Origin of the sequence: Pseudomonas hunanensis, assembly GCF_013393325.1 — a bacterium.
Classification (GTDB): Bacteria; Pseudomonadota; Gammaproteobacteria; order Pseudomonadales; family Pseudomonadaceae; genus Aquipseudomonas; species Aquipseudomonas putida_P.
This window is the reverse complement of sequence record NZ_QJRC01000065.1, coordinates 119,035-145,514: the sequence shown is the minus strand read 5'-3', so window position 1 is coordinate 145,514 and position 26,480 is coordinate 119,035. Positions and strand designations below refer to the sequence as shown.

Below are 26,480 nucleotides of genomic sequence, written 5' to 3'. Positions count from 1 at the left end.
CACAGGCGGGGTGACAGCGGTACACTCCGCGCCACTGCCCCACCCGAGCAGGGAGAATCCGATGCGTGTACTGCTGGTCGAAGACCACCTGCAACTGGCCGAAAGCGTGGCCCTGGCCTTGAAAAGCCACGGCCTGACCGTGGATGTGCTGCATGATGGCGTGGCTGCCGACCTGGCCCTGGCCAGCGAGGAATACGCTGTGGCCGTGCTGGATGTCGGCTTGCCGCGCATGGACGGCTTCGAGGTGCTGGCGCGTCTGCGCGGCCGTGGCAAGACCTTGCCAGTGCTGATGCTGACCGCGCGCAGCGACGTCAAGGACCGTGTTCATGGCCTGAACCTTGGCGCCGACGATTACCTGGCCAAGCCGTTCGAGCTCACTGAGCTGGAAGCAAGGGTCAAGGCCTTGCTGCGCCGCAGCGTGCTCGGTGGCGAGCGCCAGCAGCGTTGCGGGCCGCTGGTCTATGACCTGGACACCCGGCGCTTTACCCTCGGTGCAGATAACCTGACCCTCACCTCGCGCGAGCAAAGCGTGCTGGAAGCGCTGATCGCCCGGCCGGGCCGGGTGATGAGCAAGGAGCAACTGGCTGCCCAGGTGTTCGGCCTGGACGAAGAGGCCAGCCCCGACGCCATCGAAATCTACATCCACCGGCTGCGCAAGAAGCTCGACGGCCACCCGGTGGCTATCGTTACTTTCCGTGGCCTTGGCTACCTGCTCGAGCACCGCGATGCGTGACAACGGTAGCCTGCGCGGGCGCTTGCTGGGCAACCTGGCGTTGCTGCTGGTGGTACTGATGCTGGCCAGCGGCCTGAGTGCCTACTGGAACGGCCGCGAAGCCGCCGACACCGCCTACGACCGCACCTTGCTGGCCTCGGCACGAACCATCGCCGCAGGCCTGTCGCAACGCGATGGCTCGTTGAGCGCGGATGTGCCCTACGTAGCCTTGGACACATTCGCCTACGACAGTGCCGGACGCATTTACTACCAGGTACTGGACATCAAGCAGCGGCTGATTTCCGGCTACGAGAACCTTCCGCCGCCACCGCCCGGCACGCCGCGCACCGACGACTACCCGGCCTTGGCGCGGTTCTACAACGCCACTTACCTGGGCCAGGACGTGCGCGTGGTGAGCCTGCTGAAGCCGGTAAGCGAGCCGAACATGAACGGCATGGCGGAAATCCGCGTGGCCGAAACCGAGGAAGCGCGGGTGCGCATGGCCCGTGGATTGATGGCCGATACCCTGCTGCGCCTGGGCATGCTGGCGTTGGCTGCGCTGGTGATGGTGTGGTTTGCCGTGAGTGCCGCCTTGCGGCCGTTGGAGCGCCTGCGCACAGCGGTAGAAGAGCGCCAGCCTGACGACTTGCGCGCCTTGCCGGTGGTGCAGGTGCAGCGCGAGCTGAGCCCGCTGGTGCGGGCCTTGAACCACTTTACCGAGCGCTTGCGTGGCCAGTTCGAGCGCCAGGCGCAGTTCATTGCCGACGCCGCCCACGAACTGCGTACGCCGCTGGCAGCGCTGAAGGCGCGGGTCGAGTTGGGTTTGCGCTCGTCCGAGCCGCAGGAGTGGCGACAGACCTTGGAGTCAGCGGCCCAGGGCACCGACAGGTTGACCCATCTGGCCAACCAGCTGCTGTCGTTGGCGCGGGTCGAGAATGGCGCACGGGCAATTGCCGAAGGTGGCGCGCAACGCCTGGACCTAAGCCAGTTGGCGCGCGAGCTGGGCATGGCCATGGCGCCCCTGGCGCACAAGCGTGGAGTGGCGCTGGCGCTGGAAGCCGAGGCACCCGTGTGGCTCAAGGGTGAGCCGACACTGTTGAACGAGCTGTTGAGCAACCTGGTGGACAACGCCTTGGCGCATACGCCAGCGGGTGGCAACGTGATTTTGCGGGTCGTTGCGCCGGCGGTGCTGGAAGTGGAGGACGACGGGCCCGGTATTCCCGAGGCTGAGCGCGAGCGGGTGTTCGAGCGGTTCTACCGCCGCAGTGCCCAGGGCAGTGGGCTTGGGTTGGCGATTGTTGGCGAAATCTGCCGGGCGCATCTGGCGCAGGTGAGCCTGCATGATGGCGAGAAGGGCGGGTTGCGGGTGCGGGTAAGTTTTATCGCAGATTGATGGCCCTGCCAGGGCTTCGCACCGGTCAGCGCAACATGCTCCGCGCCTCAAGCAGTTCGTCCACCTCCAGCTCGGTGCCAAACGGCAGCCCCAGATGGCGGTACGCCGGCAGTGCCGCCAACGGCCGGTGGCGGCCGCGCTGGCTGATGCAGCGGGCGATCTGCACGATGTCGATGTAGTCGATCTTGTCGGTCTGCCGGTCCAGGTCCTGAACCTGGCTCGGCAGGTTGACAAGTTGTTCCGGAAACTCCCAAGCCTTGAGGATCTTGTCCCCCAGCACCGGCTGAATCTGCTCGATCACGTAATGCAGGCAAACCGGGTCGGACAACAGCTCGTTGTGTTCTTCGGCATAGATCAGTACCGGCAGTGCGCCAATCTGGTTGACCAGGCCGCCCAAGGTCGCCTGGTCGGGCTTGAGTTGCGTGTATCGGCGGCACACTTCGTAGCTGATGCCCGCCACCTCCAGGCTGTTAGCCCATATGTCTCGCAGCTTTTGTTCAACCGCCGGCGAGCGGGCATGGAAAATCTGCTCGATCACCAGGCCGATGGCCAGGTTGCAGCTGTAGTTGATGCCCAGCCGTGTGATGGCGGTGTGCAGGTCGGTAACCTCGACCGCCGCGCGCAGCAGCGGGCTGTTGACGACCTTGATCAGGCGCGCTGAAAGGGCCGCGTCACGACCGATCACCTTGCTCAGGGCCGCTACGCTGATCTCGCTGTCTTCCGCTGCCTCGCGGATGCTCAAGGCAACCTCGGGCAGGGTGGGCAGGACCAGGTCATCCTTTTCGATGGCGTCGAGCAATTGTGCTTGAACCATCTCGGCCAGCTTGTTCATGGGCATGTCTACCGCAGTGGTGGTGCGGCCCCGCCACAGGGACGGGGCAGGCTGGTCAGCGTTGGATTTCCCGGTCGCGGTCCAGTTCGTAAGGCAGGGTCAGCACTTGCAGGCGCGGGCCTTCGAGGCTGCCCAGGTGCAGGTTGTCGTCTGCCACCGCATCGGCGCTGAGCACCGCGAGCAGTTCGCAGCCCGGACCGTTGCTGGCCGCAATGACCACTTCACCGACCGACGAACCATGGGTGGGCGAGAAAATCTCGGCACCCGGGGCCGGAATGGCCTGCTGGTCCAGTGCCAGGCGGTACTGACGGCGTTTGAGCTTGCCCAGGTACTGCATGCGGGCGACGATTTCCTGGCCGGTGTAGCAGCCTTTCTTGAAGCTGACGCCATCGACAGCCTGCAGGTTGATCATCTGTGGGATGAACAGTTCACGGGTCGGCCCCATGACCTGGCCGATACCGGCGCGAATCTGCCCCAGCAGCCAATCGTTGACACTGCCCTCGGGCAGGGCTGCGGCGAGGGCCTGGCGTACAGGCTCGGCGTCGGCCGCAGGTACCCACAGCTCCACGCGGCCAGCGGATACCGCAACAGCGATCAGCCCGGCATGGCGCACAGTACTGCCGGCGGCCGCGGGCACATCGAGCCCCAGCGCCTGCAGCGCCGCGTCTCCACCCTGCAGGCCGAAGCGTGCCCAGGCGCTGCTTTCGTCGGTCAGCGTGGCCTTGGAGAACACAGCGTACTTCTTAAGGTCCGCCAGTTGTGCGTCGAGCAGTTCGCTGGCCATGGCCAGCAGGTAGCCGTTGCCTTCAGGCACGATGCGGAAGCTCGACTGCATGCGCCCCTTGACCATGCAGCGGGCACCGAGGCTGGCGTGCTCCTGGCTGAGGTAGTTGATATTGCAGGTCAGCTGGCCTTGCAGGAACTTGCCTGCATCGGAGCCGCGGACAGCGAGGATGCCCTCGTGGGACAGGGGGCAGAAGAAAGCGGAATCGGCCATGGGTCATCGCGGTGGCTAAAGACTGGCGGCCATCATAGAACGCCGGTAACAAAATAGGTAGGTGACTAGACCAACGCCCGGTGTCGCCTGGCGCGCCTGGCTGTATACTGGCGGGCCATTCGAGGAGGGCCCCATGGTCGAACAAACTGAACTCAACCGGCTTTTCTGGCACAGCCGCCGCGGCATGCTGGAACTGGACGTGCTGCTGGTGCCTTTCACCCAGGAAGTCTACCCCACCCTCAACGAGACTGATCGTGAGCTTTATGTGCGTCTGTTGAGCTGTGAGGATCAGGACATGTTCGGCTGGTTCATGGAGCGCACCGAGTCGGAAGACCCGGAGCTGCAGCGCATGGTCCGCATCATTCTGGACCGTGTCCAGCCCAAGTGAGTGCTTCGAGTGCCGTTGGCAAGGCTCGCGCCTGCTGCTGACGGCCTACTTGGCCTGCCAGGCAGTGGCGTGGCTTGCCGTGTGGGCGAGCGCGCTGCCTGGGTGGTTGGCTTTTTTTGTTGTCGCTGCCTGTCTTGCCCACGCTAGCTGGGCCATTCCTCGTCGTATCTTGTTGACCCATGAGCATGCCGTTGTCGGCCTGCGGCGTGATGCGCGCGGCTGGCAGGTGTTCAGCCGTGCCTGCGGGTGGCAGCCGGTGCGGCTGTGTCGGGATAGCGTGGCGTTGCCGGGGTTGGTGGTGGTGCGCTTCGAGCGGGCGGGGCGATGGTGGGGGGAGAGCCAGTGCATACCGCGGGATGCGCTGGGGGCTGATGAGCATCGGCGCATGCGGGTGCGGTTGAAGTTCAGTCGGCGGCGCTGGGCTGAGGTGGGAATGGGGCAGGGCTGAGAAGTGTTCGACGTAGCGGGGGCAGCGCCTGTGAGATCGAGGGCCGCCCGCGCGGCGCTCGATCTCACAGGCGCTGCAAATGTCAGACCGGACTGAGAACGGTATCCTTGGCCTCGTCCAACATCCCCGGGTAATCCAGGGTGTAATGCAACCCACGGCTCTCCTTGCGCTGCATCGCCGACAAGATCATCAGCTCGGCGACCTGAGCCAGGTTGCGCAATTCGATCAGATCGCGGCTGACCTTGTAGTTGCTGTAGAACTCGTCGATTTCATCCAGCAGCAGCCGAATGCGGTGCTGGGCCCGCTGCAGGCGCTTGCTGGTGCGCACAATGCCCACGTAGTCCCACATGAACCGCCGCAATTCGTCCCAGTTGTGCGCAATGATCACGTCTTCGTCCGAGTCGGTGACCTGGCTGGCATCCCAACCGGGCAGGGCTTTGGGCATGGGCACTTGCTCCAGATTTGCCTGGATGTCAGCGGCGGCAGCGCGGCCATAGACGAAGCATTCCAGCAGCGAGTTGCTCGCCATGCGGTTGGCGCCGTGAAGGCCGGTGAAGCTGGTTTCACCGATGGCATACAAACCTGGCACGTCGGTATGGCCGCGGTCGTCGACCATCACCCCGCCGCAGGTGTAGTGCGCAGCAGGTACCACCGGGATGGGCTGACGAGTGATGTCGATGCCAAAGGCCAGGCAGCGCTCGTATACGGTAGGGAAGTGGCTCTTGATGAAATCGGCTGGCTTGTGAGTGATGTCCAGGTAGACGCAGTCCACGCCCAGGCGCTTCATTTCGTGGTCAATGGCGCGGGCCACGATGTCGCGGGGGGCCAGCTCTTCGCGTGGGTCGAAGCGTGGCATGAAGCGTTCGCCGTTGGGCAGGCGCAACAGGGCGCCCTCGCCGCGCAGGGCTTCGGTGACCAGGAAGCTCTTGGCCTGTGGGTGGTACAGGCAGGTCGGGTGGAACTGGTTGAATTCCAGGTTCGCCACCCGACAACCGGCCCGCCAGGCCATGGCGATGCCGTCGCCACAGGCGCCGTCGGGGTTGCTGGTATAGAGATAGACCTTGGCCGCACCGCCAGTGGCCAGCACGGTGAAGCGCGCACCAAAGGTGTCTACCTCACCGGTGTTGCGGTCGAGCACGTAGGCGCCAAGGCAGCGTTCGCCGGGCAGGCCCAGGCGACGTTCGGTAATCAGGTCGACCGCCACGCGCTGCTCCAGCAGCTGGATATTCGGGCGCTGGCGAGCCTGCTCCAGCAGCGTGGTGAAAATGGCCGCGCCAGTGGCGTCGGCGGCATGGATGATGCGCCGGTGGCTATGGCCGCCTTCACGGGTGAGGTGGAACTCGAAGCCGCCATCATCGACGCTGTAGTGCTCGTCGCGGGTGAAGGGCACGCCTTGCTCGATCAACCACTGGATGGCTTCACGGCTGTGCTCGACGGTAAAACGCACCGCTTCTTCATGGCAAAGGCCGCCGCCAGCATTGAGGGTGTCTTCGACATGCGACTGGACGGTGTCAGTGTTGTCCAGCACCGCCGCGACGCCGCCTTGGGCCCAGAAGGTCGAGCCGTTGGCCAGGTCGCCCTTGCTGAGCACGGCAACGCGCAGGTGGCTGGGGAGGTTAAGTGCCAGGCTGAGACCGGCGGCACCGCTGCCGATCACCAGGACATCATGTTGGAATTGTTGGCTCATGTCGGGACACTAGTAATCTTTGGAAGGGGCGCGGCACAATAGTCACGCGCAGATGGCATTGTGAAACTATCGTTAAACTTGGCCGGGATGCCTTTATAGCAGCCCCGGGTGGCCAATTTCCATGCCACTTGCCAGGTTGCGGCAACCTTTGTGGGAACTTTCCGGCATGGCCGGAAATCCTATGAAGGCTGCCCGTACGCCACAATTTGCCGCGGCGACGCAGGGCGGCAGGCCTGTCCGGGCTGCTCCTGCGTATTCGAAACCTGATTATCGACGTTAGCCGGCCGTGACCGCGCAGCGTCTTCCGTGCAAGCCGACCAAGGGCTGCAGGAAACTTGCTTGGAGGGGAGAACTTTTGCGCAAAGCCCGAGTCTATGGTTGCAAGCCTGAACGATGGCTGTTGCAGCGCTCCTTCGAGTTCACTGAGGAGTGTTCATGCTAACCCAGGAAGAGGATCAGCAGCTTGTCGAGCGCGTTCAGCGCGGCGACAGGCGAGCGTTCGATCTGTTGGTGCTGAAGTATCAGCACAAGATTCTCGGGTTGATCGTGCGGTTCGTTCACGACACCCACGAGGCCCAGGATGTAGCACAGGAAGCCTTTATCAAGGCCTACCGTGCGCTTGGCAACTTTCGCGGCGACAGTGCGTTTTATACGTGGCTGTACCGCATCGCCATCAACACGGCGAAGAACTACCTGGTGTCCCGTGGAAGACGGCCGCCAGACAGCGATGTGAGCTCCGAGGATGCGGAGTTTTACGACGGCGATCATGGTCTCAAGGATCTCGAGTCCCCAGAGCGCTCGTTGTTGCGGGATGAAATCGAAGGCACTGTCCATCGCACCATCCAGCAGCTGCCCGAAGACCTGCGTACGGCATTGACCCTGCGCGAGTTCGACGGACTGAGTTACGAAGACATTGCCAGTGTCATGCAATGTCCGGTGGGTACCGTGCGCTCTCGAATCTTCCGCGCTCGGGAGGCCATAGACAAAGCCCTGCAGCCGTTGTTGCAGGAAACCTGAGACAGCGGCGACAGCCAAGAGAGGAACCGCCATGAGTCGTGAAGCTTTGCAGGAATCGCTGTCCGCGGTGATGGATAACGAAGCGGACGAACTGGAACTGCGTCGGGTGTTGAACGCCGTCGACGATGCCGAAACCCGTGCCACCTGGTCGCGTTACCAGGTCGCCCGTGCAGCCATGCACAAGGAGTTGCTGCTGCCCAACCTGGATATCGCCTCGGCGGTGTCTGCTGCGCTGGCCGACGAAGCCGTGCCCGCCAAGGTCAAGAAAGGCCCGTGGCGCAGCATAGGGCGCCTTGCGGTAGCCGCCTCGGTGACCGTAGCGGTGCTGGCCGGTGTACGCATGTACAACCAGGACGAAATCACGGGTGCCGAGCTGGCTGCCCAGCAACCTGTCCAGCAAGGTCTGAGCGTGCCACAAGCACAGGGCCCGGCTGTTTTGGCAGGCTATAGTGAGAGCAGTGAGCAACCGACCGGGCCAATGGCCAATGGCGTGCTGCAGAACCAGGCCGGCTGGGATCAGCGTCTGCCAGGTTACCTGCGCCAGCATGCCCAGGAATCCGCGCTCAAAGGCACTGAAACGGCATTGCCGTATGCCCGCGCCGCCAGCCTGGAAAACCGTTAAGTAAGGAGGATCATGCGCGCGCTACCTCTCCTGTCGCTGCTGATTGGCAGCTGCATGACGGTGCCAGCATTGGCGGCCAACTCCTCGCCCGAGGCGAGTGAATGGCTGAACAAGCTGGCACAGGCCGAGCAAAAACAGAGCTATCAAGGCTCTTTCGTCTACGAACGCAACGGCAGCTTCTCTTCCCACGATATCTGGCACAGGGTCGAGGACGGCAAGGTCAGCGAGCGGCTGTTGCAGCTCGATGGCGCCGCCCAGGAAATCGTGCGCGTGGATGGCAAGGTGGCGTGTGTCAGCGGGGCCTTGGTCAGCGGTGTTACGACGCCGCCGGATACCGCGCCACGTGTACTTGATCCGCTGAAACTGATGGGCTGGTACGATTTGAGTGTGGCAGGCAAGTCACGGGTCGCCGGGCGCGACGCCGTGATCGTCACGCTCACGCCACGCGACCAGCACCGCTATGCGTTCGAATTGCATCTGGACCGTAACACTGGCCTGCCGCTGCGCTCGTTGATGCTCAACGACAAGGGGCAGTTGCTGGAGCGCTTCCAGATGACTCGCCTCGATACCGACGAATTACCCAGTGATGCTGACCTGCGCCCCAGTGCCGCGTGCAAACCGGTGCAGCATGTGGCGTCCGGCAGCAATGACACGGTCGCCGGCTGGCGTTCGGACTGGTTGCCACCTGGTTTCGAACTGGTCAACAGTTCGGTGCGCCAGGACTCCAAACGCAACAGCTCGGTCAGCAGCCTTATGTATGACGATGGCCTGGCGCGTTTCTCGGTGTTCCTCGAACAAGTGAACGATGATGGCGGTACGGACATGCGCACCCAGCTGGGCCCGACTTCCGCTGTCTCGCGCCGTCTGAACACGCCCAAAGGCAAAGTGATGGTGACCGTGGTTGGCGAAATACCACTGGGTACGGCAGAACGTGTCGCCTTGTCGATGCGCCCACAGGATGCCCAGGCACGTCAGTAATGGCGTGCTTTTGCGGGCCATGCCAAGGCAGGTGGACATACGGCTGAAATGAAATTAAAGCATTGTCATTTGCAATCCTTCGGCAAATTTTCTATAGGTCAGGCTTCTTGGAGCCTGGCCTTTCCTGCTTTGTGCAGGGGTCTTTCTAAACTACCGCTCGTTGTGACGGGAGCCGTATGTCAATACCACGCTTGAAATCCTACCTAACGATGTTCGCCGCCGTGCTCATGCTCGGCCAGGTGCTCACCGCCCAGGCCGAGGAAGCCCTGCCGGACTTCACCACCCTGGTCGAGCAGGCCTCGCCGGCGGTGGTCAACATTAGTACCAAGCAGAAGCTGCCGGATCGCCGCATCGCTGCAGGGCAGATGCCGGACCTGGAAGGCCTGCCGCCGATGTTCCGCGAGTTCTTCGAACGCAACATGCCGCAGCAGCCGCGCTCGCCACGCGGTGACCGCCAGCGCGAGGCGCAGTCGCTGGGCTCGGGCTTCATCATTTCCAGTGATGGCTACGTGCTCACCAACAACCACGTGGTCGCCGACGCCGACGAGATCATCGTCCGCCTGTCGGACCGCAGCGAGCTGCAGGCCAAATTGGTCGGCACCGACCCGCGTACCGACGTGGCCCTGCTGAAGGTCGAGGGCAAGAACCTGCCGATCGTGAAGCTGGGTGATTCCGAGAAGCTCAAGGTGGGTGAGTGGGTACTGGCCATCGGTTCGCCGTTCGGCTTCGACCATTCGGTGACCAAAGGTATCGTCAGCGCCAAGGGCCGGACCCTGCCCAATGACACCTACGTACCGTTCATCCAAACCGACGTGGCCATCAACCCGGGTAACTCCGGTGGTCCGCTGTTCAACATGAAGGGCGAAGTGGTGGGTATCAACTCGCAGATCTTCACCCGTTCTGGCGGTTTCATGGGCTTGTCGTTCGCCATCCCGATCGATGTGGCGATCGATGTCTCCAACCAGTTGAAAAAAGACGGCAAGGTCAGCCGTGGCTGGCTGGGTGTAGTGATTCAGGAGGTCAACAAGGACCTGGCTGAATCCTTCGGCCTGGACAAGCCTGCGGGTGCCCTGGTGGCCCAGGTATTGGAAAACGGCCCGGCTGCCAAGGGCGGCCTGCAGGTGGGTGACGTGATCCTCAGCATGAACGGCCAGCCTATCGTCATGTCGGCCGACCTGCCGCACCTGGTTGGCGGCCTCAAGGATGGCGAGAAGGCCAAGCTGGAAATCATCCGCAACGGCAAGCGTCAGAACCTGGACATCAGCGTGGGCGCACTGCCGGACGACGATGCCGACATTGGCACTGGCGCCGAAGGCAGCGCCGAGCGCAGCAGCAACCGCCTGGGCGTATCGGTGGCCGACCTGACCGCCGAGCAGAAGAAATCCCTGGAGCTCAAGGGAGGCGTGGTCATCAAGGAAGTGCAGGATGGCCCCGCAGCCATGATTGGCCTGCGCCCGGGTGATGTCATCAGCCACCTGAACAACCAGGCCATCGGTTCGGCCAAGGAATTCACCGAAATCGCCAAGGAGCTGCCGAAGAACCGTTCGGTATCGATGCGCGTCCTGCGTCAGGGGCGCGCCAGCTTCATCACCTTCAAACTTGCTGAATAAGCGGTTTCGCAAGGCGAAAAGGGCAGCTTCGGCTGCCCTTTTTCATGAATCTTCACAATTGCGGGGGTGATTGCTGTGTACAGTCGGACAGAGGAATCTCCCATATCCCAGCAGCTTAAGGTACAATTCCCGGCTATTTTTCGGCGGGCGTCCGGCTCGCAGCCTTTTCGAGTGTTGACCTGTGAGTGATTTGAGTCATATCCGCAATTTCTCCATCATCGCCCACATCGACCATGGCAAGTCGACGCTGGCCGACCGTTTCATCCAGATGTGCGGTGGCCTGTCGGCACGCGAAATGGAAGCCCAGGTGCTCGATTCCATGGACCTGGAGCGTGAGCGCGGTATCACCATCAAGGCCCACAGCGTCACGCTTCACTACAAGGCGCAAGACGGCAAAACCTACCAGCTGAACTTCATCGACACCCCCGGTCACGTCGACTTCACCTACGAAGTCTCGCGCTCGCTGGCGGCCTGTGAAGGTGCACTGCTGGTGGTCGATGCTGGCCAGGGCGTTGAAGCCCAGTCCGTGGCCAACTGCTACACCGCCATCGAGCAGGGCCTGGAAGTCATGCCGGTCCTGAACAAGATGGACCTGCCCCAGGCCGACCCGGACCGCGTCAAGGACGAGATCGAGAAGATCATCGGTATCGACGCTACCGACGCCGTGGCCTGCAGCGCCAAGAGCGGCATGGGCGTGGACGAGGTGCTCGAGCGCCTGGTGCACACCATCCCAGCGCCGGAAGGTGAAATCGATGCACCGCTGCAAGCGCTGATCATCGACTCCTGGTTCGACAACTACCTGGGCGTGGTCTCGCTGGTGCGCGTGCGCCATGGCCGTGTAAAGAAAGGCGACAAGATTCTGGTCAAGTCCACCGGCAAGGTGCACCTGGTCGACAGCGTCGGTGTATTCACCCCGAAACACACCCAGACCGCAGATCTGAAAGCCGGTGAAGTGGGCTTCATCATCGCCAGCATCAAGGACATTCATGGTGCGCCGGTGGGTGACACCCTGACCCTGTCGTCGACCCCTGAGGTCGAAGTGCTGGCTGGTTTCAAGAAAATCCAGCCACAGGTTTATGCCGGCCTGTTCCCGGTCAGCTCCGACGACTTCGAGGACTTCCGCGATGCACTGCAGAAGCTGACCCTGAACGACTCGTCCTTGCAGTACATGCCGGAAAGCTCCGACGCACTGGGCTTCGGCTTCCGTTGCGGCTTCCTGGGCATGCTGCACATGGAGATCATCCAGGAGCGCCTGGAGCGCGAATACGACCTGGACCTGATCACCACGGCGCCGAGCGTGATCTACGAGCTCGAGCTCAAGACCGGCGAAACCATCGTCGTCGACAACCCGTCGAAGCTGCCGGATGTCTCGTCCGTCACCGACTTCCGCGAGCCGATCGTCACGGCGACCATCCTGGTGCCGCAGGAGCACCTGGGCAACGTCATCACCCTGTGCATCGAGAAGCGTGGCGTTCAGCGCGACATGCAGTTCCTCGGCAGCCAGGTGCAGGTGCGTTACGACATGCCGATGAACGAAGTGGTGCTCGACTTCTTCGACCGTCTCAAGTCCACCAGCCGCGGCTATGCTTCGCTGGACTATCATTTCGATCGCTACCAGTCGGCCAACCTGGTCAAGCTGGACGTACTGATCAACGGCGACAAGGTCGATGCCTTGGCATTGATCGTGCACCGTGACAACGCGGCCTACAAAGGCCGAGCGTTGACCGAGAAGATGAAGGAACTGATCCCTCGGCAGATGTTCGACGTGGCGATCCAGGCAGCCATTGGCGGCCAGATCATTGCGCGGACAACCGTCAAGGCGCTCAGAAAGAACGTACTGGCCAAGTGCTACGGTGGTGACGTCAGCCGTAAGAAGAAACTGCTGGAGAAGCAGAAGGCCGGTAAGAAACGCATGAAACAGGTGGGCAACGTGGAGATTCCACAAGAAGCCTTCCTCGCCGTGCTCAGGTTGGATAGCTAGGTCCTATGTCGCTAAATTTCCCGCTGTTGCTAGTCATCGCCGTCTTCGTCTGCGGTCTGCTGGGCTTGATCGACCTGCTGTTCCTGGCCCCGCGCCGGCGTGCGGCAATCGCCAACTATCAGGGCAGCGTCAGCCAGCCCGAGATGGCGGTGGTCGAACGCCTGAACAAGGAGCCGTTGCTGGTCGAGTACGGCAAGTCGTTCTTCCCGGTGCTGTTCATCGTGCTGGTGCTGCGTTCGTTCCTGGTCGAGCCGTTCCAGATCCCGTCGGGTTCGATGAAACCGACGCTGGAAGTGGGCGACTTCATCCTGGTGAACAAGTTCTCGTACGGCATTCGTCTGCCGGTGATCGACAAGAAGGTCATCGAGGTCGGTGATCCGCAACGCGGTGATGTGATGGTGTTCCGTTACCCGAGCGACCCGAACGTCAACTACATCAAGCGTGTAGTAGGCCTGCCGGGCGACGTGGTCCGCTACACCAACGACAAGCGGTTGTTCGTCAACGGCCAGCCGATTGCCGAACAACTGGTGGGCAGCGAACCGGGCACCTTGGGTAGCGCGCAGCTGTACAAGGAAAAGCTCGGCGAGGCCGAACACCTGATCCGCAAGGAGATGAGCCGTTATCGCATGCCGCCGGACCAGCAGTGGACCGTGCCGGCAGGCCATTACTTCATGATGGGCGACAACCGCGACAACTCCAACGACAGCCGTTTCTGGGATGACCCGAACATTCCCAAGGAACTGCACGGCATGGTTCCGGACAGGAACATTGTCGGCAAGGCCTTCGCGGTGTGGATGAGCTGGCCAGAGCCCAAACTCAGCCATCTGCCCAACCTGTCGCGGGTCGGTCTGATCCATTGATACCCATCGGCGCTGTCCAGCAGACAGCGCCGAATGCATTTCTGACATAGGCTGTGTTCTCAGGGATCGGGAGATTCGCCGCACATCGCGCGGCGCACCACAGCCAAACAGTCTTTCAGGATGTTGATTTGAACAACGCGTTGAACAACCAACGGGTGGCCGCATGACTGCTTCCCTTGCCCGTCTGGAGCGAAAGCTCGGTTACACCTTCAAGAACCAGGACCAGATGCTCCTGGCGCTGACCCATCGCAGTTACGCCGGGCGCAACAATGAGCGCCTGGAATTTCTCGGCGATGCCATTCTCAACTTCGTCGCCGGCGAAGCGCTGTTCGAGCGCTTCCCGCAGGCCCGCGAAGGCCAGCTTTCGCGCCTGCGCGCGCGCTTGGTCAAGGGCGAGACCCTGGCCCGCCTGGCCCGTGGTTTCGACCTGGGCGAATACCTGCGCCTGGGTTCGGGTGAGCTCAAAAGTGGCGGTTTCCGTCGCGAGTCGATCCTGGCCGACGCCCTGGAGGCACTGATTGGTGCCATCTACCTGGACGCTGACATGGACACTGCCCGGGAACGCGTCCTGGCCTGGCTGGCCGACGAGTTCGAGGGCCTGACCCTGGTCGACACCAACAAGGACCCGAAAACCCGTCTGCAAGAGTTCCTGCAGTCGCGCAGCTGTGAGCTGCCGCGTTACGAAGTAGTGGATATCCAGGGTGAACCGCACTGCCGCACCTTCTTCGTCGAATGCGAAGTGGTACTGCTGAACAACAAGAGCCGTGGTCAGGGCGTTAGCCGGCGTATCGCCGAGCAAGTCGCCGCCGCGTCTGCACTGATCGCCCTGGGCGTGGAGAATGGCAATGACTGATAACAACCCGACTCGCTGCGGCTACGTGGCCATTGTCGGCCGCCCCAACGTGGGCAAGTCGACCCTGCTCAACCACATCCTGGGCCAGAAGCTCGCGATCACTTCGCGCAAGCCGCAGACCACCCGCCACAACATGCTCGGCATCAAGACCGAGGGTGATGTACAGGCGATCTACGTTGATACCCCTGGTATGCACAAGGCCAACGACAAGGCCTTGAACCGCTACATGAACCGCAACGCCTCGGCGGCCCTGAAGGACGTCGACGTGGTGATCTTCGTGGTCGACCGCACCAAGTGGACCGACGAAGATCAACTGGTGCTGGAACGTGTGCAGTACGTGACCGGCCCGTTGATCATTGCGGTCAACAAGACCGACCGCATGGAAGAGAAGGCCGAGTTGATCCCGCACCTGCAATGGCTGCAGGAGCAACTGCCGAACGCCGAAGTCATGCCGATTTCCGCGCAGCAGGGGCACAACCTCGACGCGCTGGAAGCACAGATCGCCAAGCACCTCCCCGAGAACGATCACTTCTTCCCGGAGGACCAGATCACCGACCGCAGCAGCCGCTTCCTGGCTGCCGAGCTGGTGCGCGAGAAAATCATGCGCCAGTTGGGTGCGGAGCTGCCTTACCAGATCACCGTGGAGATCGAGGAGTTCAAGCAGCAGGGCCATGTGCTGCACATTCACGCGCTGATCCTGGTTGAACGCGACGGCCAGAAGAAAATTATCATTGGCGACAAGGGCGAGCGTATCAAGCGTATCGGCTCTGAGGCGCGCAAGGACATGGAGGTGCTGTTCGACTCCAAGGTCATGCTCAACCTGTGGGTCAAGGTGAAAGGCGGCTGGTCCGACGACGAGCGCGCCCTGCGTTCTCTGGGCTACGGCGACCTGTAAGTTACCTCAGCGCACGGGTCGTCCTGTGGGAGCGGGCCTGCCCGCGAATGCGATAGTGGACTCACTGGCGCTTTCGCGGGCAAGCCCGCTCCCACAATTACATCTGGCCCCCCAGAGATAGTGCATGGACCAACCCACCCCCCAGCCAGCCTATGTGCTGCACAGCCGAGCCTACAAGGAAACCAGCGCGCTGGTGGACTTCTTCACCCCCCAGGGCCGCGTGCGCGCCGTGTTGCGCCGCGCGCGCAGCAAAGGGGGCAGCCTGGTGCGGCCGTTCGTGCCGCTGGAGGTGGAGCTGCGTGGGCGTGGTGAGCTGAAGAATGTCGGGCGTATGGACAGCGCTGGTACCGCCGCCTGGCTGCACGGCGATGCCCTGTTCAGCGGGTTGTACCTCAACGAATTGCTGATGCGCCTGCTGCCCGCCGAGGCGCCGTTCCCGACCCTTTTCGAGCACTACACCTTGACCTTGCAGGCCTTGGGCGCCGGGCGCCCGCTGGAGCCGCTGCTGCGCTCTTTCGAATGGCGGCTGCTGGACGAGCTCGGTTATGCGTTTTCCTTGCAACAGGACGTTAGTGACCAACCTGTCGCTGCCGACGGCCTGTACCGTTTGCGCGTGGATGCCGGCTTCGAGCGGGTCGAGTTGGCACAACCCGGCTTGTTCCGTGGTACCGAACTGCTGGCTTTGGCCGAAGCCAACTGGGAGGCCCCAGGTGCCTTGCTGGCTGCCAAGCGCCTGATGCGCCAGGCACTGGCGGTTCACCTGGGGGCAAAACCGCTGGTCAGCCGGGAATTGTTTCGCAAGCGCTGATCACGACGTATGCTGTGGGGCTCAATCTTCAGGAGAGCCTTTCGTGACTCACAGCAACCGCATGCTTCTTGGCGTAAACATCGACCACGTGGCGACCCTGCGCCAGGCCCGTGGCACGCGTTACCCTGACCCGGTCAAGGCTGCCCTGGACGCCGAGGAAGCGGGCGCCGATGGCATCACTGTGCACCTGCGCGAAGACCGCCGGCACATCCAGGAGCGGGATGTGGTGGTGCTCAAGGATGTGCTGCAGACGCGCATGAACTTCGAGATGGGCGTTACCGAAGAGATGATGGCGTTTGCCGAGAAGATTCGCCCGGCACACATCTGCCTGGTACCCGAAACCCGTCAGGAGCTGACCACCGAAGGTGGCCTGGACGTGGCAGGACAGGAAGCTCGGATCAAGGCTGCCGTGGAGCGCCTGGCGCGTACCGGTGCCGAGGTGTCGCTGTTCATCGATGCCGATGAGCGGCAGATCGAGGCCTCGCGTCGGGTTGGCGCGCCGGCGATCGAGCTGCACACCGGGCGTTATGCCGATGCCCAAACCCCAACCGAAGTGGCTGAAGAACTCAAGCGTATCGTCGATGGTGTGGCGTTTGGTGTGGGGCAGGGGCTGATCGTCAATGCTGGCCATGGGTTGCATTACCACAACGTCGAGGCAGTGGCGGCAATCAAAGGCATCAATGAACTGAACATCGGCCATGCGCTGGTGGCACATGCCTTGTTCGTTGGCTTCAAAGCTGCTGTGGCGGAGATGAAAGCCCTGATCGTAGCGGCTTCGCGCTGATTTGTTGGTTGCCTGTACCGGCTTTGTCGCAGGTACAGGCAGCTGATCATTCGCCAGGAAACACCAGGGTAAAGCGGGTAGGCCCCAAGGGGCTGCTGCTCACTTCGACCCGACCGCCATGCAACTGCATGATCGATTTGACGATTGCCAGCCCTAAACCGGTCCCACCCTCCAACCGCGAACGCCCCGCGCCCACCCGGTAGAACCGTTCGAACAAGCGTGACTGGTGCTCTGCAGCAATACCAGGCCCTCGGTTCTCCACCGCTAGCCGTACTTCGTTGCCCGCACGCTCGATACGCAGTTCGACGGGCTCACCTTCCGGGCTGTGCCGAATGGCATTGCTCAACAGGTTTGACAGTGCTCGCTGGAACATCAGCCGGTCACCCTGTGCAGTCCCCCAGCCCTGAACGCGTAGCTCAACTGCCTTCAGCTCGGCACTGAAAGTAAACAGCTCGACAACCCGCGCTGTCTCGTCAGCCAGCGCCAAGGGTTTTAACGCGACTTGTGCTTGCGGCTGGTTGGCCTGGGCGAGAAACAGCATGTCGTTGATGATGCGGTTGAGCCGGGTCAGCTCTTCGATGCTGTCTTCCAGCACTTCCCGATAGTTCGCATTGTCCCGCTCACGGGCCAGTGTCACCTGCGTCTTGCCCATCAGGTTGCTCAACGGCGTACGCAGTTCATGGGCCAAATCGTCAGAGAACTGCGACAGCTGGCTGACACCCTGATCCAGGCGGTCGAGCATCACGTTAATGCTGCTGGCCAGTTCCGCCAGCTCTTGCGGCAAGCCGGTAGAGGGCAGGCGGTGTTGCAAGTCTTGGGCGGACACCTGCCCGGCAATGCGCCGGAAGTGCCGCAACGGCTTCAAGCCACGTTGCATCAGCCACCAGGCACCCGCACCAATCAGGACCAACAGCAGCGGCAAAGCCAGCAAGGTGGAGTGCAGGTAGGCCTGCAGCAGGGCGTTGTCGTCGGCGCGGTTGAGCGACATCATCACCTTGACCGGCGTGTTGTCGCGCAAGCGCATCTGCCGGGTAACGGTGAGCATCTGGTTGCCGCTGCTGTCGCGCCATTCGTGAAAGGCCAGGCGGGCATCGGTGTGCAGTTCGCCGACTCGCGCTTCCAGGGCTGGGCCGAGGCTGAGCAGGTGCGGGTGGCGGCCGTCCAGCGCCAGCACGCTGAGGCTCAGGTTGTCATGCCCCATCACCAGGTCGAGCAGTGGATGGGCGCGGGTGCCCAGGTCTTCGCTGCGCAGGTCGACGCGCAGGTTGTGCTCGACCTGCAACATCTTGCGCGCCAGATCCTTGCGCGCGCGGCTGTCCAGTTCGTGATCCAAGGCGAACACGGCCAGGCAGGCCAGCAGCATTACCAGGGCGGCGCCCATCAGTGTCACGCTCAGGCCCAGGCGCAGTGACAGGCTGGGGTTTCTCAAAAGCGCGCCTCAAGTACATAGCCCACGCCACGCAGGGTGTGAATCAGCTTGTTATCGAACGGGTCGTCGATCTTGGCCCGCAGGCGCCGGATCGAGACCTCGACCACGTTGGTGTCGCAGTCGAAGTTCATGTCCCACACCAGCGAAATGATCTGCGTGCGCGACAGCACTTCGCCTGTCTGGCGCATCAGCAGGTGCAGCAGGGCGAACTCCTTGGCGGTCAGGTCGATGCGCTGTCCGGCGCGGTAAGCGCGGTGGCGGCCGGGGTCCAGTTCCAGGTCGGCGACCCGCAGGGTGCTGGGCTGCAGTTGCTGGTCGTTGCGGCGCAGCAGGCTGCGGATGCGCGCCAACAGCTCAGGAAACTCGAAGGGTTTGAGCAGGTAGTCGTCGGCGCCCAGGTCCAGGCCTTTGACCCGGTCGGCCAGGCGGCCGTGGGCGGTAAGCATCATGATGCGCGTTGCCGACTCGGCGCGCAGGCGTTGCAGCACGGTCCAGCCATCGAGTTCAGGCAGGTTGACGTCGAGAATGACCAGCTCATAGGGCTGTTGACGGGCCAGGTGCAGGCCATCGGTGCCAGTGTGGGCGCAGTCGACCACATAGCCGTTCTCGCGCAGGCCTTGTTGCAAATAGTCGGCGGTTCGCAGCTCGTCCTCGATGATCAGTAGGCGCATGGGTTGCTCGGTGTGATGAAAGGGGGGCGATTCTCGACCCTGTAGTGACATCAGGGTCAAGCTGCAGGATGTTACGGCATGCAAATGGCGCTGCGGCGCAGATAACCGATTTGTAATCCTGGCGTAATCTGGCTGCCTGCCAGGGCCACATTGCAGGACTGTAATCCCCGCCTCACCTTGTCGTTAGCTAGCCCTCGCTAGGATGGCCGTGTCTGATCGGTTATCACGAGGCAACCACGATGAACCTGACCAAATACCTGCTGTTGGCCACCCTTGCCCTGGGCAGCGCCAGTGTCTATGCCGAGGGCGGTGCGGAGCGCTCGAAGCAGTTCTGGCAAGCCTTCCGCGAAGACCAGCAGCGCTTGCACGGTGACAAGCAACAGGCTGTTGCGGAGCGCGAACGCAAGGCGCAAGAGAAGGCCCGTGAGGTGGCCAAGGACTGAGGTAACAAAACCTGCGCTGCGACAGCTCCTCGCCGCAGGTGTATTCAGGCGCCCAGACGGGCGCCTTTTTTATTTGCGCGCCAGCAGGGTGGCGCGGCGTGGGGCCGGTAGGCCTTCGAGGGTTTTGCTATGGTCGTTCGGGTCGAGGAAGTCGCCCAGCGACTGGTAGCGCATCCACTCGGTGCTGCGCTGCTCCTCGACGCTGGTGACACTCACGTCGACGCAGCGTACATCGCTGAAGCCGGCACGGCGCAACCAGCGGGCCAGGGCCGGTACCGACGGCAGGTACCAGACGTTGCGCATCTGTGCGTAACGGTCCTCTGGCACCAGCACCTGGTTTTCGTCGCCTTCGATCACCAGGGTTTCCAGCACCAGCTCGCCACCTTTGACCAGGCAGTCCTTGAGCGCCAGCAGGTGCTCGATGGGCGAGCGGCGGTGGTAGAACACACCCATGGAAAATACCGTGTCGAAACCTTCCAGGTTGGCGGGCAGGTCCTCCAGGGCGAACGGCAGGTGCCAGGCTGGCAGCTCCGGCAGGTACTGTTGCACGGCCTGGAACTGGCAGAAGAACAGCCAGTTGGGGTCGACGCCAATCACCATGTCGGCACCGGCACCGAGCATGCGCCACTGGTAGTAGCCATTGCCACAGCCAACGTCGAGCACGCGCTTGCCCTTGAGGTTCAGGTGCGGGCTTACCCGCGACCATTTCCAGTCCGAATGCCACTCGGTGTCCACATGCACGCCAAACAGGTCGAACGGCCCTTTGCGCCAAGGCGACAGGCCCATCAGTGCCTGGCGCATCTGCGCGCGGGTGGCGTCGTCGCAGTCGCAGTCCAGGCGTAGCCCGTTGACCAGGTCTATTTCGCTGGGTTGCAGGGTGGGCAGGGCTTGGAGTGCACCGCGCCAGCGGTCGAGGTCACCGTGGCCCTTTTCCAGCTTGGCTTCCAGTTGCGCTTGCAGGCCTTGCGACCAGGAAGCCAGGGGCGTACCCGCCAGACGGCGGACGAGAGGGGACAGATCGATCATGGCAGGGCTATCAACGAGGCGAAGTTAAGGCATTGGAACCAGGGCACCACTTTCGAGAAGCCGGCAGCGCGCAGGCGCTCCTGATGGGCTTCGAGCGTATCGGGCCTCATCACGTTTTCAATGGCGCTGCGCTTCTGGGCAATTTCCAGTTCGCTGTAGCCATTGGCCCGCTTGAAGTCCAGGTGCAGTTCATTGAGCAGATCCTGCTCTTGCTCATCAGCGAAGCGCAGTTTCTCCGAAAGGATCAGTGCGCCACCCGGCAGCAGCGCCTGGCGGATACGCCCGAGCAGTTCCAGGCGTTGGTCGGGGGCGATGAACTGCAGGGTGAAGTTCATTGCCACCACCGAGGCGGGCTCGAAGGGCAGGGCAAGGATATCGGCTTCCAGCACTTGCACCGGTAGCAACTCCTGGAACATCGAGTCCTGGGCGGTGAGGTACTGGCGGCAGCGCTCGACCATGGCGGCGGAGTTGTCCACCGCGATCACCCTGCAGCCATCGCTGCGTACATGGCGACGCAGCGACTGGGTGACGGCACCCAGTGAAGCACCCAAGTCGTACAACGCGGTGTTTGGCTGGGCGAATCGTGCGGCCAGCACGCCGAGGTTCTCGACGATGGTGGGGTAACCGGGCACCGAGCGCTTGATCATATCCGGGAACACGCGCACCACGTCTTCGTTGAACACGAAGTCGGGCACCTGCTCCAGGGGTTGGGCGAAAAGGCGGTCGGGTTGTTTGCTCACGGCGGGCTCGATACAGGGTGAAACGGGGGCGCATTTTATCCCAATGGCCACGCATCTTGCCATGGTAATGCTCAGGGACGGAAGGTTCATGCCGAGGTTAAAGAACTTTCCCACAGCGTTAAGTTACAGCGCTTAATGAATTGAGTACGGTTCAAGTGGAAGCTTTGAGTGCAATTAATTTATTGGTCTTATGGATTGAACTATGAATGTGACGACTGGGTGGGAAGCACTGCCCGTAGATGAACTTGACCCCATGGCCAAGGTGAAAATGCTGCCGGAGCGCTACTTTTCATTTCTTGGAAATCGGATGGGCAACAGTCAGCAAATCGGAAGTTTACTGACGGCCGAGAACCTTAAAGCTATCAAGAAATACGTCAATGTCGTCAATCAGCTACCCCGTACGCAGGCAGAGATTGAACGGGAGGTCGACTACGGTGCTCTAGGGGTTGATGTGACGATGGTCAATGACCTTTATGTTGCGTTGCACCGGCATGTCTATGAATGGGACATACTGGAGCGCAGTATCAAGCAGTTAGGTCCTGAAATTGAATTGTTTGCTGAAAGCCTGGTGCAGCGTGGCGGTAACTTGCTGGATAACCTTGAAAATAGCGAGGTTTTCGCAGCACTCAAAAAGCGCAAGGCTGAGCAAGGGGGTAATGTCTACACGCAGGAGTTCAGTGAAGAAGAGCAAGCTCAGATCACAAACCTGCTCACACCTGGCATCACTGAGCTGGTCAGAGAAATCGAAAGCACTCAGCGGCGAATCGATGATGTCGATGCGCGTGCCAACTGGTTCAACAATGAAATAAAACGTGAGCTCAAACCGCGCATGGGGCGCTTGCTGAAGCACTTCGATGAGAAGGTGTCCCCTGAGGGAACCCTGGAGAAACGCAGGCAGCTCGATCAATGGGATGAGCAGATCGATCAATTGAAGTCCGAGTACGATGCCAATGTGGGTTATGCGTTCACCGGTATGGTGTTAGGGCCGATTGGTCTGGTTATCACCGGGGGCGTTTTCGGCAGCCAGGCGGAACGCATCAGGGCCACGAAGAATGCGTTGATTGAACAGCGCGATGAGCTGGCGCGTGCGTTGGCCATGGTGGCGCCTGCCTTGAAAGACTTCGAGCGCGTTTCGACGCTGGTCAGGGACTTGCAGTTCAGATGCAAAGATCTGTCGGCGGCGACCAAGCGCTTGGCCGATGTCTGGTTGTTCCTTGCCTCGTATGCCAGTACCTCGGTCAGTGAAGCCAAGGAACTGGGTACGATCACCCAGCTCGAGTCCTTCGTGCATGATTTTTCCGAAGTCATAAAACCGTGGGCCAAGATAGGAAATATCTGCCACACGCTGTCCCAACTGTTCAATGAGCTGGTTGACGAATATGAGGAAGCTTGACATGGATGTTGCCAATATTGAAAACGTCATGCCTGATTTTGTGCGAATGCATAAAGCACAGGGCCAAATATTTCAGCGCCTGGAAAGGTGGGAGATGAACGTGCTTCCAGGGGCACGCGAGCAATTGGATGAATTGCGTGTGCTGTTGCTGGCTGTAGAGCGTGCATTCAAGGAGAGTTTGATAGGGGGTATCACGTTACTGGAGGACCGTGATTTCATTCCGGGTAAGGGAGGAACCGATAATCACCAACGGCTGGCCAGTGTTCTGGACCGCCTGAGCCAGTATCAGGCGCGGCTGGTCGGGAAAAATCTGCGATTGGAACTTTTTTCATTATCGGCGATGGTCGACTCTTTGGAGGCGTTGGCAGAAAAAACGGCCACCCTTGAAGCCCAGTCTGCTTTGTTTGAACAACGGTTGGTACAACTGCGACAACAACGGGCGGATATCGTCCAGGCTATCGAGTTGTTCGAAAAACCTTCGGTTGCCAGTGCACTGAAGGGGGTCATCCCAAGTGATGAAGAAATTGACCAGATAATGGGGTTGATCACAGACCCTAAGTTCGACGCCAATTTGTTCAAGGCGGTGGCGCAAAAGCTTGCCAGCCACGCTGATGCGCTGGAAGGGGCCAGGACATTCAGCGATCTGGGCGAGGCCCGTGCTCGCCTTGATAAAAAAATCGAGGAAGCACTGGGTGACCAACGGCAGGTGCAGCGCCCCCTGCAAACGGCGCGGGATGAGTTGGAAGCGGTCAAGGCTTTGTCAGGTGTCGAACCACTGAAGAATGACTGGCTGCACGAGCTTCGCAAGGTGGAGCTGGAGTGGCAGGCTCGGGCCGTAAAACTCAGCGCGACGATGGACTTGGACACCGCCACGGTCGCGCTGAAAGAGCTCTGCGAATACCTGAAAGCGGTGCAACTGATGTATGACCGCAGTTGATCGCCCTTAGCGGACGATAATCTTGCAGTCGAAGGTTTGCACGGGGGCGACATCAGCAGCCCAAGGCTGCTGGTAGGTCAGAACCAGTTGGGCATCCCCGCTGTTGCTGGCTTGGAAGCGCCAGGTGGAGACACCGGCGCTGCCGACCACACCCTCTTCTTCCGGGGCACTGTACACCTCTGAGCCGACGCTGTGCAGCACGCTTGAGGCTGCATCCTGAACACGCCAGCGGTAGCCGGTGGAGGGGTTGCTGGGCAGGGTCAGGGTCAGGATCTGGCCGACTTGCAGGCGCTTGGGGCACTCGCTTTCCGCGTCCAGATCGACGGGCTGCGAAGGTTGATGTGCGCAGGCAGAAAGCAGGGCGAAGCTCAGGGGAACGAGCAGACGAGGGGCGGTCATGTTGGCTCCGGGGACTGACGATGCCCTGAGGATAACCGATGACCGATAGGTTTTGTGTTGTCAGTGCCGGCCTCATCGCGGGCTTGGCCGCGATGAGGCCGGCGCAGGTCAGAACAGGACTTTGGCTACGTCGGCGAAACGCTTGGCGAAATGCACTGTCAGGCCTTCACGCAGGTAGTCCGGCAGTTCTTCGAAGTCGCCGCGGTTAGGCTCCGGAAGAATCAGTTCGAAAATCTTCTGCCGCCGCGCCGCAATCACCTTCTCGCGCACACCGCCAATTGGCAGCACCTGGCCGGTAAGTGTCAGCTCGCCGGTCATGGCCACACCTTTTTTCGGAGACTGGTCGCGGGCTAGTGAAAGCAAAGCACTGGCCATGGTGATGCCTGCACTCGGGCCGTCCTTGGGCGTAGCACCTTCGGGGACGTGCAAATGGATGAACGCTTCGTTGAAGAAGCTTGGGTCACCCCCAAACTGCTTGAGGTTGGAACTGACGTAGCTGTAGGCAATTTCGGCAGACTCCTTCATCACGTCCCCCAGCTTGCCGGTCAGCTTGAAGCCCCGGTTGAGGGTGTGGATGCGGGTCGCTTCGATCGGCAGTGTGGCGCCGCCCATGCTGGTCCAGGCCAGGCCGGTGATCACGCCTTTGCCAGCCAGTACCTGTTCGCTGCGGAACACCGGTTTGCCCAGTGCTGCCTCCAGGTCCTTGGTGCCAATCTTCAGCTTGGTTTCGGGGGCTTCCAGCAGCTTGACCACGGCCTTGCGCACCAGCTTGCCCAATTGCTTCTCCAACTGGCGAACGCCGGCCTCGCGGGCATAGCCGTCGATCACCAGGCGCAGGGCGCTGTCATTGATGCTGAGGCTGGTCTTGGAAACGCCAGCCTTTTCCAGCTGTTTGGGCCACAGGTGGCGTTTGGCGATGGCCAGCTTTTCTTCGGTGATGTAGCCGGACAGGCGGATCACTTCCATGCGGTCGAGCAACGGCCCGGGGATCGAGTCGAGGGTGTTGGCGGTGCACACGAACAGCACCTTGGACAGGTCCAGGCGCAGGTCGAGATAGTGGTCGAGGAAGTCGACGTTCTGCTCCGGGTCTAGGGTTTCCAACAATGCCGAAGCCGGGTCGCCCTGGTAGCTCTGGCCCATCTTGTCGATCTCGTCGAGCATGATCACCGGGTTCATCACTTCGACGTCTTTCAGGGCCTGCACCAGCTTGCCGGGCTGGGCGCCGATGTAGGTGCGGCGATGGCCCTTGATTTCGGCTTCGTCACGCATGCCGCCAACGCTGAAACGGTAGAACGGCCGCCCGAGCGACTCGGCGATGGATTTGCCGATACTGGTCTTGCCCACACCGGGCGGGCCCACCAGCAGCACGATCGAGCCGCTGATTTCGCCTTTCCAGGCGCCCACGGCGAGGAACTCGAGGATGCGCTCCTTGATGTCGTCCAGGCCGGCGTGGTACTGGTCGAGCACTTTACGCGCATGCTTGAGGTCGAGCTTGTCCTTGCCGTACACGCCCCACGGCAGGGCGGTGGCCCACTCGAGGTAGTTGCGGGTGACGGCGTATTCGGGCGAGCCGGTTTCGAGGATGGCCAGTTTGCCCATCTCTTCGTCGATGCGCTTGCGCGCCTGGGCCGGCAGTGTCTTGCCCTCCAGGCGTTGCTCGAACTGTTCGAGGTCGGCGCTGCGGTCGTCCTTGGTCAGGCCCAGCTCCTGCTGGATGACCTTGAGCTGTTCCTTGAGGAAGAATTCGCGCTGGTGCTCGCCGATCTGCCGATTGACCTCGGCCGAGATCTCGTTCTGCAGGCGTGCGACTTCCACTTCCTTGCGCAACATCGGCAGGACCTTTTCCATGCGTTTGAGCATGGGCACGCAGTCGAGCACTTCTTGCAGCTGGCTGCCAGTGGCAGAGGTCAGTGCCGCGGCGAAGTCGGTGAGGGGTGAGGGGTCATTGGGGCTGAAGCGGTTGAGGTAGTTCTTGAGCTCTTCGCTGTAGAGCGGATTGAGCGGTAGCAATTCTTTGATCGCATTGATCAGTGCCATACCGTAGGCCTTGACCTCGTCGGTCGGCTCGGTGGGCTGGCGTGGGTATTCGACTTCGACCAGGTAGGGCGGGCGATGGTGCTTGAGCCAGGTGCGGATGCGTACCCGCGTCAGGCCCTGGGCGACGAACTGCAGCTTGCCGTTTTCGCGGCTGGCATGGTGCACCTTGACCAGCGTGCCGTACTGCGGCAGCGCCGAGGTGTCGAAGTGACGGTGGTCTTCTGGCGGGGTGTCCATGAAGAACAGCGCCAGGCAGTGGTCCGGTGACTTGGCGACCAGGTCGAGGGTTTCGGCCCAGGGTTCTTCGTTGACGATGACCGGCAGTACCTGGGCCGGGAAGAACGGGCGGTTGTGAATCGGGATCACATAGACCTTGTCCGGCAGTTGCTGGCCGGGCAGGGCGAGGGCGTGGCTGGTATCGGCCTGGGTGGTGTGTTCGACTTCGCTGTGTTCGTCGGGGTGTTCCGGGAAATCCTGCTGGTCGCTCATGGGGCACCTGCGTAAATGACTATGGTGCTTAGATGGGGCGGGGGGGGATGG

General features: G+C 61.7%; 26 protein-coding genes. 17 read left to right on the top strand and 9 right to left on the bottom strand.

From position 1 onward, the window contains the following. The first annotated feature begins 61 nt into the window (after positions 1-61). On the top strand, positions 62-733 hold the full coding sequence (locus DM807_RS02675) for a response regulator (RefSeq protein WP_012273941.1): 672 nt from the start codon (positions 62-64) through the stop codon (positions 731-733). Beyond that, positions 726-2,105 carry a sensor histidine kinase gene (locus tag DM807_RS02670; protein WP_060514034.1) on the top strand — a complete coding sequence of 460 codons (1,380 nt, stop codon included), beginning with the start codon at positions 726-728 and terminating at the stop codon, positions 2,103-2,105. The genes DM807_RS02675 and DM807_RS02670 overlap by 8 nt, the downstream gene beginning before the upstream one ends. 25 nt (positions 2,106-2,130) lie before the next feature. Here DM807_RS02670 and DM807_RS02665 read toward each other — a convergent pair whose 3' ends face one another. After that, positions 2,131-2,937, bottom strand: coding sequence for an HDOD domain-containing protein (locus tag DM807_RS02665; RefSeq protein WP_041166581.1), 807 nt, complete (start codon positions 2,935-2,937; stop codon positions 2,131-2,133). Positions 2,938-2,992: 55 nt separating this feature from the next. Continuing rightward, positions 2,993-3,934, bottom strand: coding sequence for a CAF17-like 4Fe-4S cluster assembly/insertion protein YgfZ (gene ygfZ, locus DM807_RS02660; protein WP_179027028.1), 942 nt, complete (start codon positions 3,932-3,934; stop codon positions 2,993-2,995). Positions 3,935-4,067: 133 nt separating this feature from the next. Between ygfZ and DM807_RS02655 the strand changes: the two genes are divergently transcribed. Then, a complete protein-coding gene (locus DM807_RS02655; protein WP_003252043.1) occupies positions 4,068-4,322 on the top strand; it encodes an FAD assembly factor SdhE in 255 nt (84 codons plus the stop codon). Next, positions 4,306-4,770 (top strand): protein YgfX, encoded by a 465-nt coding sequence (locus tag DM807_RS02650; protein ID WP_060494208.1) that lies wholly within the window; start codon positions 4,306-4,308, stop codon positions 4,768-4,770. The genes DM807_RS02655 and DM807_RS02650 overlap by 17 nt, the downstream gene beginning before the upstream one ends. Positions 4,771-4,852: 82 nt before the next feature. On the opposite strand, the gene nadB is transcribed toward DM807_RS02650, so the two are convergent. Beyond that, positions 4,853-6,457 carry an L-aspartate oxidase gene (gene nadB / locus DM807_RS02645; protein WP_060494207.1) on the bottom strand — a complete coding sequence of 535 codons (1,605 nt, stop codon included), beginning with the start codon at positions 6,455-6,457 and terminating at the stop codon, positions 4,853-4,855. 435 nt (positions 6,458-6,892) lie between these two features. Between nadB and rpoE the strand changes: the two genes are divergently transcribed. The 10 genes from rpoE (at position 6,893) to pdxJ (ending at position 16,865) form a co-directional block, all read left to right on the top strand. Further along, positions 6,893-7,474 (top strand): RNA polymerase sigma factor RpoE/AlgU, encoded by a 582-nt coding sequence (gene rpoE / locus DM807_RS02640; protein ID WP_003252049.1) that lies wholly within the window; start codon positions 6,893-6,895, stop codon positions 7,472-7,474. Positions 7,475-7,505: 31 nt separating this feature from the next. Continuing rightward, positions 7,506-8,096: a sigma-E factor negative regulatory protein gene (locus tag DM807_RS02635; RefSeq protein WP_003252050.1), complete on the top strand. Its 591-nt coding sequence runs from the start codon at positions 7,506-7,508 to the stop codon at positions 8,094-8,096. 12 nt (positions 8,097-8,108) lie between these two features. Continuing rightward, entirely contained in the window at positions 8,109-9,074 is a 966-nt protein-coding gene (locus tag DM807_RS02630; protein WP_012273931.1) for a MucB/RseB C-terminal domain-containing protein, read from the top strand. A gap of 209 nt (positions 9,075-9,283) precedes the next feature. After that, positions 9,284-10,684: a DegQ family serine endoprotease gene (locus DM807_RS02625; RefSeq protein WP_370739325.1), complete on the top strand. Its 1,401-nt coding sequence runs from the start codon at positions 9,284-9,286 to the stop codon at positions 10,682-10,684. Positions 10,685-10,865: 181 nt separating this feature from the next. Beyond that, positions 10,866-12,665: a translation elongation factor 4 gene (gene lepA / locus DM807_RS02620; RefSeq protein ID WP_041166580.1), complete on the top strand. Its 1,800-nt coding sequence runs from the start codon at positions 10,866-10,868 to the stop codon at positions 12,663-12,665. A 5-nt stretch (positions 12,666-12,670) separates the two neighbouring features. Beyond that, positions 12,671-13,525 (top strand): signal peptidase I, encoded by an 855-nt coding sequence (lepB, locus tag DM807_RS02615; protein ID WP_012273928.1) that lies wholly within the window; start codon positions 12,671-12,673, stop codon positions 13,523-13,525. Between the two features lie 163 nt (positions 13,526-13,688). Next, positions 13,689-14,378, top strand: coding sequence for a ribonuclease III (gene rnc / locus DM807_RS02610; RefSeq protein WP_012273927.1), 690 nt, complete (start codon positions 13,689-13,691; stop codon positions 14,376-14,378). Further along, on the top strand, positions 14,371-15,273 hold the full coding sequence (gene era, locus DM807_RS02605) for a GTPase Era (RefSeq protein ID WP_012273926.1): 903 nt from the start codon (positions 14,371-14,373) through the stop codon (positions 15,271-15,273). Before rnc ends, era begins: the two co-directional genes overlap by 8 nt. A 124-nt stretch (positions 15,274-15,397) precedes the next feature. Next, entirely contained in the window at positions 15,398-16,081 is a 684-nt protein-coding gene (recO, locus tag DM807_RS02600; RefSeq protein ID WP_179027027.1) for a DNA repair protein RecO, read from the top strand. Between the two features lie 61 nt (positions 16,082-16,142). Further along, positions 16,143-16,865, top strand: coding sequence for a pyridoxine 5'-phosphate synthase (gene pdxJ, locus DM807_RS02595; protein WP_218580762.1), 723 nt, complete (start codon positions 16,143-16,145; stop codon positions 16,863-16,865). Positions 16,866-16,911: 46 nt separating this feature from the next. Here pdxJ and DM807_RS02590 read toward each other — a convergent pair whose 3' ends face one another. Both DM807_RS02590 and DM807_RS02585 read right to left on the bottom strand, forming a co-directional pair. Further along, a complete protein-coding gene (locus tag DM807_RS02590; protein WP_060494204.1) occupies positions 16,912-18,294 on the bottom strand; it encodes a heavy metal sensor histidine kinase in 1,383 nt (460 codons plus the stop codon). Then, positions 18,291-18,965, bottom strand: a complete 675-nt coding sequence (locus tag DM807_RS02585) for a heavy metal response regulator transcription factor (RefSeq protein ID WP_012273922.1) — start codon at positions 18,963-18,965, stop codon at positions 18,291-18,293. The genes DM807_RS02590 and DM807_RS02585 overlap by 4 nt, the downstream gene beginning before the upstream one ends. Positions 18,966-19,204: 239 nt before the next feature. Between DM807_RS02585 and DM807_RS02580 the strand changes: the two genes are divergently transcribed. Further along, positions 19,205-19,408 (top strand): hypothetical protein, encoded by a 204-nt coding sequence (locus tag DM807_RS02580; protein WP_003252072.1) that lies wholly within the window; start codon positions 19,205-19,207, stop codon positions 19,406-19,408. Positions 19,409-19,477: 69 nt separating this feature from the next. Here DM807_RS02580 and cmoB read toward each other — a convergent pair whose 3' ends face one another. Both cmoB and cmoA read right to left on the bottom strand, forming a co-directional pair. Next, the gene (cmoB, locus tag DM807_RS02575) at positions 19,478-20,434 is read right to left on the bottom strand and encodes a tRNA 5-methoxyuridine(34)/uridine 5-oxyacetic acid(34) synthase CmoB (protein ID WP_012273921.1); all 957 of its coding nucleotides are present in this window, start codon (positions 20,432-20,434) and stop codon (positions 19,478-19,480) included. Further along, positions 20,431-21,174: a carboxy-S-adenosyl-L-methionine synthase CmoA gene (gene cmoA, locus DM807_RS02570; RefSeq protein ID WP_041166579.1), complete on the bottom strand. Its 744-nt coding sequence runs from the start codon at positions 21,172-21,174 to the stop codon at positions 20,431-20,433. The genes cmoB and cmoA overlap by 4 nt, the downstream gene beginning before the upstream one ends. Before the next feature lie 202 nt (positions 21,175-21,376). Here cmoA and DM807_RS02565 point away from each other — a divergent pair, with 202 nt between their 5' ends. Beyond that, positions 21,377-22,567 carry an alpha-xenorhabdolysin family binary toxin subunit A gene (locus DM807_RS02565; RefSeq protein ID WP_060494203.1) on the top strand — a complete coding sequence of 397 codons (1,191 nt, stop codon included), beginning with the start codon at positions 21,377-21,379 and terminating at the stop codon, positions 22,565-22,567. 1 nt (position 22,568) lies between these two features. Then, complete coding sequence (locus DM807_RS02560; RefSeq protein WP_179027026.1) at positions 22,569-23,504, top strand: alpha-xenorhabdolysin family binary toxin subunit B; 936 nt, start codon at positions 22,569-22,571, stop codon at positions 23,502-23,504. A 6-nt stretch (positions 23,505-23,510) separates the two neighbouring features. Here DM807_RS02560 and DM807_RS02555 read toward each other — a convergent pair whose 3' ends face one another. Together DM807_RS02555 and lon are read right to left on the bottom strand one after the other, a co-directional pair. Further along, positions 23,511-23,903, bottom strand: coding sequence for a protease inhibitor I42 family protein (locus DM807_RS02555; protein ID WP_012273917.1), 393 nt, complete (start codon positions 23,901-23,903; stop codon positions 23,511-23,513). 108 nt (positions 23,904-24,011) lie between these two features. Then, positions 24,012-26,429: an endopeptidase La gene (gene lon, locus DM807_RS02550; RefSeq protein ID WP_069942735.1), complete on the bottom strand. Its 2,418-nt coding sequence runs from the start codon at positions 26,427-26,429 to the stop codon at positions 24,012-24,014. Between the last annotated feature and the right edge of the window lie 51 nt (positions 26,430-26,480).